Source organism: Microcoleus sp. T2B6 (assembly GCF_036700475.1).
Taxonomy (GTDB): domain Bacteria; phylum Cyanobacteriota; class Cyanobacteriia; order Cyanobacteriales; family Microcoleaceae; genus Microcoleus.
The window spans coordinates 1-13,452 of the sequence record NZ_JAUBOZ010000024.1 but is presented as its reverse complement, the minus strand read 5'-3'; the positions used below and the strand labels follow the sequence as shown (position 1 = coordinate 13,452).

Below are 13,452 nucleotides of genomic sequence, written 5' to 3'. Positions count from 1 at the left end.
ACGCATAATAGTTTGGATTGAGCAGTGAACTTTTTTGCTGCACTCTTGCCCAAACTAATAAAGAATCAATGATAGATTTGGGATTAGGATTGAAAAAAATTTACGGTTGTATTCTGAAAATAAAAAATTTGGCTGCCAAACAAATTTTTTTGTTCCCAATTATATTATAACTGATTCTGGTTTTGGTTGGGTCGATCGCACCAGGGGAGTCGATCTCTGTTCAACCCAACCTCTACCATCGCAAAAACAGGATGAGGCATTGGTCACCAGCCATTAGTCCAGAACTGATGACCTACAACCAATGACTAATTGCCGATGGCTATTTTTCGGCTAATTTCACTTTGGTTGCCAAACCCAGCGATTGCAGCAATTGAATTGTCATCCAGGTGAAGTCGATTTCCCACCATTGGAGACCGTGGCGAGCCGAGTATTGAAAGGCGTGGTGGTTGTTGTGCCAGCCTTCGCCGTAGGTAAGCAGAGCCACCCACCAGCAGTTGGTCGATCGATCGCCCGACTCGTAGGTGCGGTAGCCGAATTTGTGGGTAGCGCTGTTAACCAGCCAAGTGCAGTGGAACACCACCACGATCCGCAGAAACACACCCCAAACCACGAAAGACCAGCCGCCTAATAAATAAAGCAACACACCGAAGACAACTTGGATGGGGATAAAATATGCTTGGAGAAACTTGTATACTGGGTCGTCGCCGATGTCTTTAGTAAAGCGGGGGATTTCCACTCTGATCGGGAGATCCGAGAGCATCCAGCCCATGTGGCTCCACCAGAAGCCTTGATTGGAATCGTGGGGATCTGTTTCGGTGTCGGAATGTATGTGGTGTAACCGGTGCATTCCTACCCAGTCGATCGGACCACCTTCACAGGAAAGGGTACCGCAAATAACTAGAAAATACTCTAGCCATTTCGGTGTTTGAAAACTACGGTGGGTGACGAGGCGGTGAAATCCGAGAGTAATTCCTAAACCACCTGTTACCCAATGCAGGAATACTGCTAGCCCGACAGCAGACCAGCTAAAATTACCCGGCAGCAAAGCAAATAAAGCACCGATGTGCAGAAAGGCCATAAAGCCTACGACAGGCCAATCAGGAGAAGTTTTTTTGGAAGTTGCAATCGTCATGAATATATTATGTTTACAAACTAGGGGCCGCATCTACGCCATAATGGACAGCGCGCACGCAAAGGGTGAGCGAGGTATAGATGAATAGCGTTTCACGGCTACAGGAAGCAGAACAGGCACTCTTTCAGATTTTTTCTGGTATTGACACTACAGTCAAGCAAAATCTTCAACGAGTCTTAAAAGCTTTTCGCAGCCACCGGGTTGGAGTCCACCATTTTGCAGGGGTTACGGGTTACGGCCACGATGATTTGGGTCGGGAGACTTTGGACGGGTTATTTGCCGAAGTGGTAGGGGCCCAGGCCGCGGCTGTCCGGGTACAGTTTGTTTCGGGTACTCACGCGATCGCCTGTGCTCTTTTTGGCATCCTGCGTCCTGGTGACGAAATGTTGGCAGTGGCTGGTTCTCCCTACGATACTTTAGAAGAAGTGATCGGCTTGCGGGGGCAAGGTCAAGGTTCACTTGTTGAGTTTGGCATTAGTTACCGTGAGTTGCCTCTAACTCGCGAAGGAAGTTTGGATTGGCAGGCATTGAGCTCTACTATTTCAGCAAAGACTCGCCTGGTTTTTATCCAGCGCTCTTGCGGCTATTCTTGGCGGTCGAGTTTGTCTATTTCTGAGATTGAAAAAATCGTCGCCATAGTCAAACATCAGAATCCTAGCACAATTTGCTTTGTTGATAATTGTTACGGGGAGTTTGTTGATGATTGCGAACCTACTGCTGTGGGTGCGGATCTGATGGCTGGTTCTTTAATCAAAAATCCGGGGGGTACGATCGTCCCTGCTGGAGGTTACGTCGCTGGGAGGGCTGATTTAGTGGAGGCGGCAACTTGTCGCTTGACGGCGCCGGGAATCGGCAGCAGTGGCGGCGCAACTTTTGATTTGAATCGGTTGCTGTTTCAGGGTTTGTTTATGGCTCCCGGTTTTGTGGGGGAGGCGATGAAGGGAAATCATTTGACGGCTTATGTTTTTTATAAGTTGGGTTATCGAGTGAATCCTATGCCTTTGGCTAGAAGACGAGATGTGATTCAGGCGATCGAATTCGGTTCTGCTGATAAGTTAATTGCTTTTTGTCGGGCTGTTCAGCAAAATTCCCCCGTCGGTTCCTATTTAGATCCGGTGCCTGCTCCGATGCACGGGTATGAAAGTCAGTTAGTGATGGCTGGGGGTACTTTTATTGATGGGAGTACGTCGGAGTTTTCGGCTGACGGGCCTCTGCGGGAGCCTTACGTGGCTTTTTGTCAGGGGGGGACTCATTGGACTCATGTATCGATAGCTCTTGAAGCTGCGATGGAGGCTGTGGGCCCGGCAAATAAAGTGACTAAGGACTAATTACCAGACGCGGATTTGTTGCCAAACGGCCGTCTTCCATGTAGATAATTCGATCGGCAATATCGAGAATGCGGTTGTCGTGCGTGACTAGCAAAATCGTGCAACCCTGTTCTTTTGCTAGTTTTTGCATAATTTCTACGACATCTCGCCCGGATTTTTTGTCTAAAGCGGCGGTTGGTTCGTCCGCTAAAACTATTTTAGGGCGGCTAACTAACGCGCGGGCGATCGCAACTCTTTGTTTTTGCCCTCCCGACAAATTTTCGGGGTAATAATTAGCCCGCTCTCCCAAACCAACTGCTTCTAACATTGCTATTGACAAAGCATCCATATTCTGATTTAGCATTTCTTTGTGCAGTTCCAAAGACATTCGCACGTTTTGCTTGGCTGTCAAGAATGTCATCAAGTTATGTGCTTGAAAAATATAGCCAATTTGCTTTCTGAGTTTAGTTAACTGAGTTTTGCTAGCTCCGTGTATTTCTTGCCCAAGAATTTTGAGACTGCCTTCTTGAGCAGAACGCAGCCCGCCTAACATTGTCAATAAAGTTGTTTTGCCGGAACCAGAGGGCCCCGTCATAATGACTATTTCTCCGGGGTTAATGTCGAGATTTATGTCAAATAAGGCTTGTTTTTTGAGAGAGCCTTGACCGAAGTAATGGTTGAGGTTTTGGACTGAAATTACTGGTTCGGTTGCGGTAGTTGGGTTAGCGGGAAAATTTAGGGTTTGCATGGTGATTTTCGGGAGTTTTTTTTGACATGACATATTGCACTATAGCAATCCGATCTGAGTCTCACAACACCACGCCTTCTTGTCTTCCTAGACTTCTTATATAGCAAGACTTTCAGATTTTACATATCTAGAAAATCACTTAGGATTGCTATATTATCAAGAAGCTTTTTATGGGCGGGCTAGAAGCCCACCCCACAAGAAAATATCAGTTGTGTGGAACAGGCATCTTGCCTGTTCTTAAAAATATCAGTTGTGTGGAACAGGCATCTTGCCTGTTCTTAAAAATATCAGTTGTGTGGAACAGGCATCTTGCCTGTTCTTAAAAATATCAGTTTGACCGACCGATGCAGGCAGATTGACGCTGATGAACGCAGATTAGAATATGTCTGCGGGGTCGGCTGATTGGAGTTTGCGGAGGGCGAGGGCGCCGGAACCAGTACACATCACGATCGTCAAACTTAACACTACAACCGCTCGATTTGTGGTCATAGAAATTGGCAGTAAAGTGGCAGATTGTGCTAGCGAATACAGTCCGTTGGCTAAAACAATTCCCGGCATAAAACCTAATACAGCTAATAGCAGAGCTTCCTGAATTAAAACTCCGACTAAATAGCGATCGCTATATCCCATTGCTTTTAAAGTCGCATATTCCGCTAGGTGATCGGAAACGTCAGAGTAAAGAATTTGGTAAACAATAATCAGACCAACAACGAATCCGATAATTGTACCGAATCCGAAAATAAAGCCGATCGGAGTAGCATTTGCCCAATAAGCTTTTTCAATTTCTGCAAATTCTGCTAGGGTTAAAACTTTGACATCATCGGGCAATATAGCTTTGAGCATTGACTGGGTTTTTTTGACATCGGCATCGGGTTGTAGGTTGATTAAGCCGACATCAACTTGATCGGGTGTGCGATCGGGAAATAAGTTCATGAAGGTAGAATCGCTGGCAATGACATTGCCGTCAGCCACGAAGGAAGTACCGAGAGTAAAGACTCCTCCTACTTGAATATTGCGTTTATTGAGTTCTGTTTCGAGGGTAGATTGTTTGTGAAAAATATTGGCAATCTCGCCGTATTCAGGTCGAGAAGATTGGTCAAACAACACATGATTAAACATTTGAATTTGAGGTAATTTTTGATTGACATCAGGCAAATTAAATGTTATGTTGCCGGGGTCGATTCCAAAAATTAAAATCGATCGAGTAGTGCGGGTTGTGGGATTTCGCCACTGTCCCATACCAATATATAAGGAAGTAACGGATTTTACTCCTTCTACTCCTTGTGCTTGGTAAAGTCGCTCTCGGTTAAAATCTTTTACCGCAGCAAAAGTTTCAAATTGAGGATTGATTAAAACTAAATCTGTCTGTAAACTTAGGTGCGGCTTAACGGCAGAATCGAATAGTGCATCTTGAAATCCCAGTTGCACAAAAATCAGAATATCTGCAAAGGCAATTCCTGCTATAGCAACAGCGAGGCGGGTTTTTTCTCTAGTTACTTGCAACCACGCAAGGGGTGTTTTGCGAAACATAAGTTTTGGGAATTGGGAAATGGGAATTGTGAATTGGGAATTTATTGTTGGTTATTTAAAGCTGTTTCTTCAAGTTTGCGTTGCCGCATTAGAAGAAATAAAGGCAAACCCAGGGAAACACCAACCAGTAAGTTAGTGGCAATATAAATCCCCAAGTTTTTCATTCTCAGACGCGAACCTTCGCTAAATACAAAAAACCAAAAAACCACGGAAGAGACGATTACATCCATGCCAAAAAAGCCGGAAATTTGATTTGCAAACAATTGTCCGAAGAAAGCGTTAATATTCAACCCTTTTTCTAACAGAAACGGGACAAACTGGGAATACGGTAAAGCAGTGCCCAGAATACAGAGAACTAAGTATGCAAGTTGAAGCATTGGAAAACCTCCAGGTTGTTAATTTTAAATCGCTATATTTGCGAGTTTACTCAGCATTACTGAGCGCTTTAATATCAGATTGCATAATTAAGTTAATGTTGCGAGAAATCTTGTCAATTTCCCAATCCCACCACCGAATTTCTAATAGTTGTGCAACTTCAGCATCGCTGAAACGCTGTTTGATTGAACGTGCGGGGTTTCCACCGACAACGGTGTAAGCGGGAACATCTTTTACTACAACTGCTTTGGCGGCAACGATTGCACCGTCGCCGATTTTGACTCCTGGCATAATCACCGATTCATAGCCGATCCAAACGTCATTACCGATCGCAGTATCGCCTTTACTTGGCAGTTCGATTAATAGATTCATGGCTGTTTCCCAACCATTCCCAAAGACGGGAAAAGGATAGGTAGAAATGCCGTCTAATTTGTGATTTGCACCGCTCATAATGAATTTGACGTTAGTGGCGATCGCACAAAATTTACCAATAATTAATTTGTCACTTCCGTAATTGTAAAGTACATTTTTTTCAAAGTTTTCTGGCTCGATTGGATCGTCATAATATGAGTAATCGCCGACGATAATATTGGGGGATTTTATGAAGTTTTTGATAAAGCAAACCCTGCGCTGGTCTGCCATCGGATAAGGTCGGTTCGGATCGGGGCCAAATTCTACCATAACTTTCAATCCTCCAAGGTTTTTAGTAAAGACTTTAGTTTTGTTTAATTGCTACTTGTACCTGCAAATTGGTCAATCCCGCAACTTGTTTGCTAGCTTCAGGATTCAGGTGAATTTTTACTTCCACTACTCGGCTGTCCAAGTTTTCTCCCGGTTGGTTACTAAACACATTTTGTTTACTTACTTTTAACGCAATCTCTTTGACAGTTCCCTGCAACTCTCCTGAGAATGCTTGGCCGATCACCGCTGCTTTTTGTCCTAGCTTAATTTTGCTGATGTCGGTTTGATAAATTTCTGCAACGACTACCATTTGGTCAGTTTTTCCTAAGTCTGTAATGCCGTCATCGCTGATTTTTTCCCCAGCACGAGTATGAATTTTCAGGATTTTTCCAGCATTGGGCGCGCGGATGGAAGCTTGATTTAACTCGGTTTGGGCGCGCTTCACTTGGGCGATCGCACTTTCGATCTCAGCTTCGGCTGCTTGTACGTCCACGGGGCGCACTTCGGCTATTTTGTCAAGAGTTGATTTCGCTTCTTCTAGTTGTTCGATGCCAGTTTCTTGAATGCGTTTGAGTGTTGCTTGAGCTTCGTTAAGCTGCTGGATTGATGTACTGTTAATGCGAGTTAGGTTTGCTTCTGCTTCGTTAATTTGCTGTTTGGCTGTATTGTTAATTCGATCCAGGTTTGCTTCTGCTTCTTCAAGTTGCTGCTTTGCCGTATTATTGATTCGGCTGAGATTAGCTTGTGCTTCTTTAATTTGCTGGCGACTTGTTTCTAATGCCAGCCGCTTAGTATCTCTTACGGATTGAGAAATTGCACCTTCACCCGCGAGTTGCTGATGTCGGGAATCTTCAGTTTTAGCATTATTAAACTCGGCTTGCAATTTGTCGATCGCTGCTATTTGTGCTGTTTTTTCTCCTTGCCATTGTGCCGCTATGCGGCTAATTGTTGCCTGTTGTGCTTTCCTCTCCCCTTGCCACTGAGCCGTGATTCGGCTGATAGTTGCCTGCTGTGCGATTCTGTCGCCTTGCCATTGTGCTTGCAGGCGATCGACTGTTGCTTGTTGTGCAGTTTTGTTGCCTTGCAGTTCCGCTTCTAGCTTGCCAATTGTGGCAGATTGTGCTGCAAGTTCTCCCGACTTTGCACCAGCTTTTACTTGTGCTAAACGGGCTTGAGCAACTTTGACTTTTTCTTGAGTTTCATCTAAAACAGATTGCAGCCGATCGCGCGCATCCAAAATCGCGATTAGTTGTCCTGCTTTGACTCGATCGCCCTCTTTGACTAAAAGCTGGGAAATGCGATCGCCATCTAAAGTTTGCGATACTCCCAAGCGAACCACTTCTCCTTGCGGTTCCAATCTTCCTAATGCCGTTATTTTCCTCGGTGGTGGTATTTCTGCTGGCAAAGGTTCCGTATTTTTAGCCAACGGTGCAAACTGAGAAATCCCGTAAAAAGCTGTACCGCTGGTAATGATGCTGGCAGCAATTGCCATTCCGATTACTAATCTATTTTTAGGTTCTATCCAAGATTGAAAATTCATACTTGTCCTCTACTTGCAGCTATTTTTGTCTAAATAAGCGAGCAACATCTCTTTTAATAAAGTCCATTGTTCTGCAACAGATATTCTTTCACCTTGATAAAACCTTCTTACCAGCAAACCGTCACCATAACAGATAATAAATCTAGCGATTGCTGGATCGGAGATACCTAAGTAGCAACTGAGTGCCTCTTCGTAACGCTTTCCCGATTCCTGAAGTGCTTGATTGCTCTCAATCTCTTGACGAGTTTTTTGTTGGCAAAACTCAAATATCATTAACAGACTTTTCAGGATGTAATCTTCATTTTTGCTGAAGTAATCCATCAGTTTTTCAAGTTTTTCTGCTAAAGTTGGCGGATTTCCCAGTTCGGAAATTGCTTCTTCTTTTGTATCTTCATAGCTCAAGTATTCAATTAACTGCTCGAACAAACTTTCTTTACTCGGGAAGTAGTGATAAAGGGTTCCTGTAGAAACTCCGATTTCTGACCCAATTTCCCGCATAGTTACTGATGAGTAACCTTTTTCGGCAAATATGTCAAAGCATTTGTTTAGTAGTTCTTTACGGTATCGATCGCGGTCAACTATTTTTGGCATGGGTGAATAGATTTTAGATTTTAGATTACCTAAAGTCTAAAATTTATTGGTTCGATAATCCTATATCGAACGGTCGATATAGTATAAGCGACTACACAATTGATTTTTTGCTGTCGGTGAACGGGTCGATATTTATATCGAACAATCGTTATATTTACTACAACACAGAGTAAGAGAGTTTGTCAAGGGGTGGGAGAGAAATTTTTTGCCGATCGCCCTGCAAGAAATGAGACAAAATGGTAAAAGCCAACATCCATCGGCGTTCCGAAGCGGTTAACAATCCCAAATTAATATTAAAGAAGCGATCGCAGTGAGATAATTTATGAGAGTACGAACCTACGAAATCGGTGATACCCAACAAATTGTAAAACTGTTTTACGACACGGTACACGAAGTAAACATCCGCGATTATACAAAAGCACAAGTAGATGCTTGGGCTCCAGCAGATATCGATATCGAACGTTGGACTAAAAGTTTAAGCATTAAATTTACTTTCGTAGCAGAAGAAGGTGATAAAATTGCAGGTTTTGGGGAATTAGAAGCAAGCGGCCATATCGATCGCTTTTACTGTCATCAAGATTTTCAAAGGCAAGGCGTCGGCAGGCTAATTTTAAAACAAATTGAGTCAAAAGCCAAAGACTTAGGAATTAACAAGTTATTTACCGAAGCCAGCATTACAGCTCGACCTTTTTTTGAAAGCCAGGGATTTATTGTGATTACAAAACAAGAAGTAGAACGCAGAGGACAAAAATTCATCAACTTTGTCATGGAAAAAAATATATAAACAACGATTTGTGTAAAATTAGATTGAAGAGTTTTACTCAGGAGTTGCGATGGTGACGGAAGCTACAAATGTGCTGGGCGGAAAGTTAGAGACTTGCTGCACTTCGCCAATGACAGGATATTATCGGGACGGCAAATGCAATACAGGTGGTGGCGACTTTGGGGCTCACACTGTTTGTGCTCAACTGACAGAAGAGTTTTTGCAATTCACCAAGTCGAATGGAAATGATTTGAGCACTCCGGTTCCCGAATTTAACTTTCCCGGTTTGAAGCCTGGGGATTGCTGGTGTTTGTGCGCTTCTCGGTGGAAGGAAGCAATGGATGCAGGAGTTGCGCCGCCTGTGGTTTTGGCCGCGACTCACGCCTTGACTTTGGAATACGTTTCTTTGGATGAATTGAAGCAGCACGCTGCTGATTTGTAGGAGGATGTTGGTGTGCGATCCTCTTCGTTGGCGTAGCCCCCGTAGGGGCGGGCTTTCCTTCGGATCGCAACGCTTTCGCTAACGGGCGATCGCGCTCTTATACAAACTGTAGGGTGCGTCAGTTGGCGTTATTTTTTCAATACTTCAGGCGTTTTTCACTGACCCACCCTACAAGTTGACTCCAATCAGTTAAAATAGGTTTAGAGGTGAGGTATAACCAGTGTCAGCTAAGGATCTATTTCATAATGCTGTGAAGCGAGGTCTTGAAAAATCTGAGTGGGTGGTTACTCACGATCCTCTCAGGCTAGAATTTGCAGAGAATGAGAGAGTCGAAATCGATTTGGGAGCTGAACGACTCATCGGTGCGGAAAAATCAGGAAAAAAAATTGCAGTAGAAGTCAAGAGTTTTTTAAGCGCTTCAGCTCTCTCTGATTTTCATACTGCGTTGGGACAATTTTTAAATTACCGTTTAGTCTTAGAAAAGCTCGAACCAGATCGCACTTTATATTTGGCAGTTCCCATCGCGACTTACGAATCTTTTTTCAGTCGGGAGTTACCTCAAGCGTCGGTTCGACAACACCAAGTCAAGCTTATTGTGTATAACCCTGTTCAGGAGGCAATAGTCAAATGGATCGACTAGAGCATTACCGTCAGTGCATTCAAAAACTCCTCATTGAAGATAGCAAGATAGCACCAATTAACGGAGAAATTGAGGTAGAAACAATTTTTGATAAAGAAAAAGATCGCTATCTAGCCGTCGATTTAGGATGGGACGGACACCGCCGCGTGTATAACTGTGTGTTTCATTTGGATATTAAAAATGGCAAAATCTGGATTCAGCGAAATCAAACTGACAGGCAGATTGCTGAGGAATTGGTAGAAATGGGAGTACCCAAAGAGGATATTGTGCTAGGACTTCAGCCAACTTATGCACGGGAACATACAGGCTTTGGAGTTGCATAGTAATATAAAAGGCGCCTTCAATCGTAACGTAAGTATTTAAGTGCGATCGGGTGTAATTCTACTAAATTTTTAGGGTTCAGTTTGTGGTTCCCACTGACAGATAGACTCTGGCTTGAGTGGGCAAGTTTTCGGAGCGATCGGATTTCCGCTGAGGTAGAGTTCAGTCAGTTTAGTGAAAGATGCTAGCGGTTCGATGTCGCCAATTTGATTGTTTTCGAGTGAGAGCAAAGTCAGCTTAGTCAAGGATGCTAGCGGTTTGATATCAACGATTTGATTGTTGTTGAGCCAGAGAATCTCCAGTTTAGTCAAGAATTCTACCGGTTTGAGATCAGCGATCTCATTCTTGTTAAGTGATAGCCCTTCCAGGTTAGTCAAGGATGCTAGCGGTTTGATATCAACGATTTGATTGGAGCTGAGGTTAATTCCTTCCAGGTTAGTCAAGGATGCTAGTGATTTGATGTCACTAATCTGATTGCTACTGAGCTCGATAAAAGTCAGTTGCATCAAAGATGCTAGCGGTTTGATGTCACTAATTTGATTGCTGCTGAGATCAATCTTAGCCAGGTTAGTCAAAGATGCTAGTGGCTTGATGTCGTCAATCTGATTGCTGCGGAGGAAAAGCTCTTTCAGGTTAGTCAAGGATGCTAGCGGTTTGATGTCATCGATCTGATTTTCGATGAGGACGATGCCAGTCAGGTTAGTCAAGGATGCTAGGGGTTTGATGTCGCGGATCTGATTGTTCCCGATGTTGAGCACTTTCAGGTTAACCAAGGATGCTAGCGGTTTGATGTCAACGATCTGATTGCTGCTGAGGTTGAGCAAAGTCAGGTTAGTCAAGGATGCTAGCGGTTTGATGTCGCTGATAGAACAGTTGATGAGCCGGAGAACGTTCAGGTTAGTTAAGGATGCTAGCGGTTTGAGGTCGCTGATTCCTTGCTTCGTAAAGCTAATTCCTGTGATACTAGAAAGTTGGCGAGCGCCCTCATCGCACTCAGTAGTTCCTGCTATTTTTAACAGCATATCAACAGTATGTTTAGCTTCTGGACTCAAAGAATCTTTTTCGCGACACCATTGAGCAAATGTTTTGTTTCCCGATCGCACTTCTGCTGCTTTCGCCGACACTCCATTTGCAGATAATGCTAGAAGCACACAACAAGTAAGTGCGATCGACTTTGGTAACTTCATGTGTTTGTGTGCAACTATAAGTGTCATAATCTTGTACCTCTAATTTCCCCAACAGTAAAGTTTGAGCATTTAATTTCAGGGTTCCCACTTACAGATAGACTCTGGCTTTAGTGGGCAAGTTTTGGGAGCGATCGGATTTCCGCTGAGGCCGAGCCAAGTCAGTTTAGTCAAGGATTCTAGCGGTTTGATGTCGCTGATTTGATTGTTATTGAGCCAGAGCCAAGTCAGGTGAGTCAAAGATTCTAGCGGTTTGATGTCGCTGATTTGATTGTTGTCGAGCGTGAGTACATTCAGCTTAGTCAAGGATTCTAGCGGTTTGATGTCACTGATTTGATTGTTGTTGAGTTCGAGCCCATTCAGGTTAGTCAAGGATTGCAAGAGTTTGATGTCGCTGATTTGATTGTTGTTGAGTTCGAGCGAAGTCAGTTTAGTCAAGGATTGCAAAAGTTTGATGTCGCTGATTTGATTGTTGTTGAGACGGAGCCGAGTCAGGTTAGTCAAGGATTCTAGCGGTTTGATGTCGCTGATTTGATTGTTGTTGAGTTCGAGCGAAGTCAGTTTAGTCAAGGATTCTAGCGGTTTGATGTCGCTGATTTGATTGTTGTTAAGTTCGAGCGAAGTCAGTTTAGTCAAGGATTCTAGCGGTTTGATGTCGCTGATTTGATTGTTGCCGAGGAAGAGCCAAGTCAGGTTAGTCAAGGATTCTAGCGGTTTGATGTCGCTGATTTGATTGTTATTGAGCCAGAGCCGAGTCAGGTTAGTCAAGGATTCTAGCGGTTTGATGTCGTTGATTTGATGGCCGCGGAGCCAGAGCGAAGTCAGGTTAGTCAAGGATTCTAGCGGTTTGATGTCGCTGATTTGATTGTAGTCGAGGTCGAGTTGCGTGAGACTCGAAAGTTTCTGATTAGCCACATCGCACTCAGTAGTCCCTGCTTTCTGCAACAGCACCTCAACAGTATGTTTAGCTTCAGGAGTCAAATCAGCTTTTTGGCGACACCAATCAGCAAATGTTCGTCCACTATTTTTCGGTTGCGTCTCGGAGGCCTTCGCGGAAAGTCTATGTCCCCAGTCACAAATAGAGTCTGGCTTCATAGGGCAAGTTTTGGGAGGGATCGGATTTCCCCTGAGTTTGAGCGCAGTCAGTTTAGTCAAGGATTCTAGGGGTTTGATGTCGCTGATTTGATTGTCGCTGAGGTTGAGCACAGTCAGGTTGGTCAAAGATTCTAGCGGTTTAATGTCGCTGATTCGATTCAAGCTGAGGTCGAGTTCAGTCAGTTTAGTCAAGGATTCTAGCGGTTTGATGTCGCTGATTCGATTGTAGTCGAGACGGATTTCAGTCAGTTTAGTCAAGGATTCTAGCGGTTTGATGTCGTTGATTTGATTGAATCCGAGGTGGAGCGAAGTCAGTTTAGTCAAGGATTCTAGCGGTTTGATGTCGCTGATTTGATTGTTGAAGAGGTAGAGCAGACTCAGGTTAGTCAAAGGTTGCAAGGGTTGGATGTCGTTGATTTGATTGAATCCGAGGTGGAGCCAAGTCAGGTTAGTCAAAGATTCTAGCGGTTTGATGTCGCTGATTTGATTGTTGAAGAGGTCGAGTCCAGTCAAGTTAGTCAAGGATTCTAGCGGTTTGATGTCGCTGATTTGATTGTCGCCGAGGAGAAGCGCAGTCAGGTTAGTCAAGGATTCCAAGGGTTGGATGTCGCTGATTTGATTGTTTCTGAGATCGAGTCCCGCGAGACTCGAAAGTTTCTGATTAGCCGGATCGCACTCGGTAGCCCCTGCTTTCTTCAACAGCACCTCAACTGTATATTTAGCTTCACGGCTCAAAGAAGCTTTTTGGCGACACCAATCGGCAAATGTTCGTACACTGTTTCCCGGTTGCGTCTGTGCGGCCAACTCCGAAGGTCTATTTCCACATGATGCTAGGGCGATCGCACAACAAGTAACTGCGATCGCCTTTGGTAAATTCATGTGTTTCTGTGCAAATATAAGTGTCATAATCTTGTAACTCTAATTTTCTGAACTGTATACAACAAAGACACGGCAATACCGTGTCCCTGCAAAAAATCTATTAAAAACTCTCTGAATTACCTCACTCAGGCAACTTATACTAATTAGTAAGCTGTTGCACATTTAAACTGTGATACAATCATTACCCTTATTTTTGATTTTGCGACCCCATTTAATTATTAATT

Annotated in this window: 14 protein-coding genes; 5 read left to right on the top strand and 9 right to left on the bottom strand. The window is 43.9% G+C overall.

Annotated features, from left to right (window positions below; translation table 11 throughout):
• Positions 1 to 319: 319 nt before the first annotated feature.
• Positions 320 to 1,132 carry an acyl-CoA desaturase gene (locus QUA00_RS13250; protein WP_333142557.1) on the bottom strand — a complete coding sequence of 271 codons (813 nt, stop codon included), beginning with the start codon at positions 1,130 to 1,132 and terminating at the stop codon, positions 320 to 322.
• Between the two features lie 80 nt (positions 1,133 to 1,212).
• Between QUA00_RS13250 and QUA00_RS13245 the strand changes: the two genes are divergently transcribed.
• Positions 1,213 to 2,460, top strand: a complete 1,248-nt coding sequence (locus QUA00_RS13245) for a methionine gamma-lyase family protein (RefSeq protein WP_333409904.1) — start codon at positions 1,213 to 1,215, stop codon at positions 2,458 to 2,460.
• Here QUA00_RS13245 and QUA00_RS13240 read toward each other — a convergent pair.
• The 6 genes from QUA00_RS13240 to QUA00_RS13215 all read right to left on the bottom strand — a co-directional run bounded on the left by QUA00_RS13240 (position 2,450) and on the right by QUA00_RS13215 (position 7,904).
• On the bottom strand, positions 2,450 to 3,187 hold the full coding sequence (locus tag QUA00_RS13240) for a DevA family ABC transporter ATP-binding protein (protein ID WP_333409903.1): 738 nt from the start codon (positions 3,185 to 3,187) through the stop codon (positions 2,450 to 2,452). The genes QUA00_RS13245 and QUA00_RS13240 overlap by 11 nt on opposite strands.
• 375 nt (positions 3,188 to 3,562) lie before the next feature.
• Complete coding sequence (gene devC, locus QUA00_RS13235) at positions 3,563 to 4,717, bottom strand: ABC transporter permease DevC (protein WP_333409902.1); 1,155 nt, start codon at positions 4,715 to 4,717, stop codon at positions 3,563 to 3,565.
• A gap of 41 nt (positions 4,718 to 4,758) precedes the next feature.
• Positions 4,759 to 5,094: a DUF2834 domain-containing protein gene (locus QUA00_RS13230; RefSeq protein ID WP_333409901.1), complete on the bottom strand. Its 336-nt coding sequence runs from the start codon at positions 5,092 to 5,094 to the stop codon at positions 4,759 to 4,761.
• Positions 5,095 to 5,140: 46 nt separating this feature from the next.
• Complete coding sequence (locus tag QUA00_RS13225) at positions 5,141 to 5,773, bottom strand: Vat family streptogramin A O-acetyltransferase (protein ID WP_333409900.1); 633 nt, start codon at positions 5,771 to 5,773, stop codon at positions 5,141 to 5,143.
• 34 nt (positions 5,774 to 5,807) lie between these two features.
• On the bottom strand, positions 5,808 to 7,313 hold the full coding sequence (locus tag QUA00_RS13220) for an HlyD family efflux transporter periplasmic adaptor subunit (RefSeq protein ID WP_333409899.1): 1,506 nt from the start codon (positions 7,311 to 7,313) through the stop codon (positions 5,808 to 5,810).
• Between the two features lie 9 nt (positions 7,314 to 7,322).
• Complete coding sequence (locus QUA00_RS13215) at positions 7,323 to 7,904, bottom strand: TetR/AcrR family transcriptional regulator (protein ID WP_333142549.1); 582 nt, start codon at positions 7,902 to 7,904, stop codon at positions 7,323 to 7,325.
• A gap of 322 nt (positions 7,905 to 8,226) precedes the next feature.
• Here QUA00_RS13215 and QUA00_RS13210 point away from each other — a divergent pair, with 322 nt between their 5' ends.
• From QUA00_RS13210 to QUA00_RS13195, 4 genes are all read left to right on the top strand, one after another.
• Positions 8,227 to 8,688, top strand: coding sequence for a GNAT family N-acetyltransferase (locus QUA00_RS13210; protein WP_333409898.1), 462 nt, complete (start codon positions 8,227 to 8,229; stop codon positions 8,686 to 8,688).
• Between the two features lie 49 nt (positions 8,689 to 8,737).
• Positions 8,738 to 9,109, top strand: a complete 372-nt coding sequence (locus QUA00_RS13205) for a DUF2237 domain-containing protein (RefSeq protein WP_333041417.1) — start codon at positions 8,738 to 8,740, stop codon at positions 9,107 to 9,109.
• A gap of 220 nt (positions 9,110 to 9,329) precedes the next feature.
• A complete protein-coding gene (locus QUA00_RS13200; RefSeq protein ID WP_333109179.1) occupies positions 9,330 to 9,749 on the top strand; it encodes a XisH family protein in 420 nt (139 codons plus the stop codon).
• Positions 9,737 to 10,072 (top strand): XisI protein, encoded by a 336-nt coding sequence (locus QUA00_RS13195; protein ID WP_333142547.1) that lies wholly within the window; start codon positions 9,737 to 9,739, stop codon positions 10,070 to 10,072. Before QUA00_RS13200 ends, QUA00_RS13195 begins: the two co-directional genes overlap by 13 nt.
• Positions 10,073 to 10,141: 69 nt before the next feature.
• Here QUA00_RS13195 and QUA00_RS13190 read toward each other — a convergent pair whose 3' ends face one another.
• Positions 10,142 to 11,284, bottom strand: coding sequence for a leucine-rich repeat protein (locus QUA00_RS13190; protein WP_333409897.1), 1,143 nt, complete (start codon positions 11,282 to 11,284; stop codon positions 10,142 to 10,144).
• Positions 11,285 to 11,332: 48 nt separating this feature from the next.
• Positions 11,333 to 13,255, bottom strand: a complete 1,923-nt coding sequence (locus QUA00_RS13185) for a leucine-rich repeat domain-containing protein (RefSeq protein ID WP_333142545.1) — start codon at positions 13,253 to 13,255, stop codon at positions 11,333 to 11,335.
• Between the last annotated feature and the right edge of the window lie 197 nt (positions 13,256 to 13,452).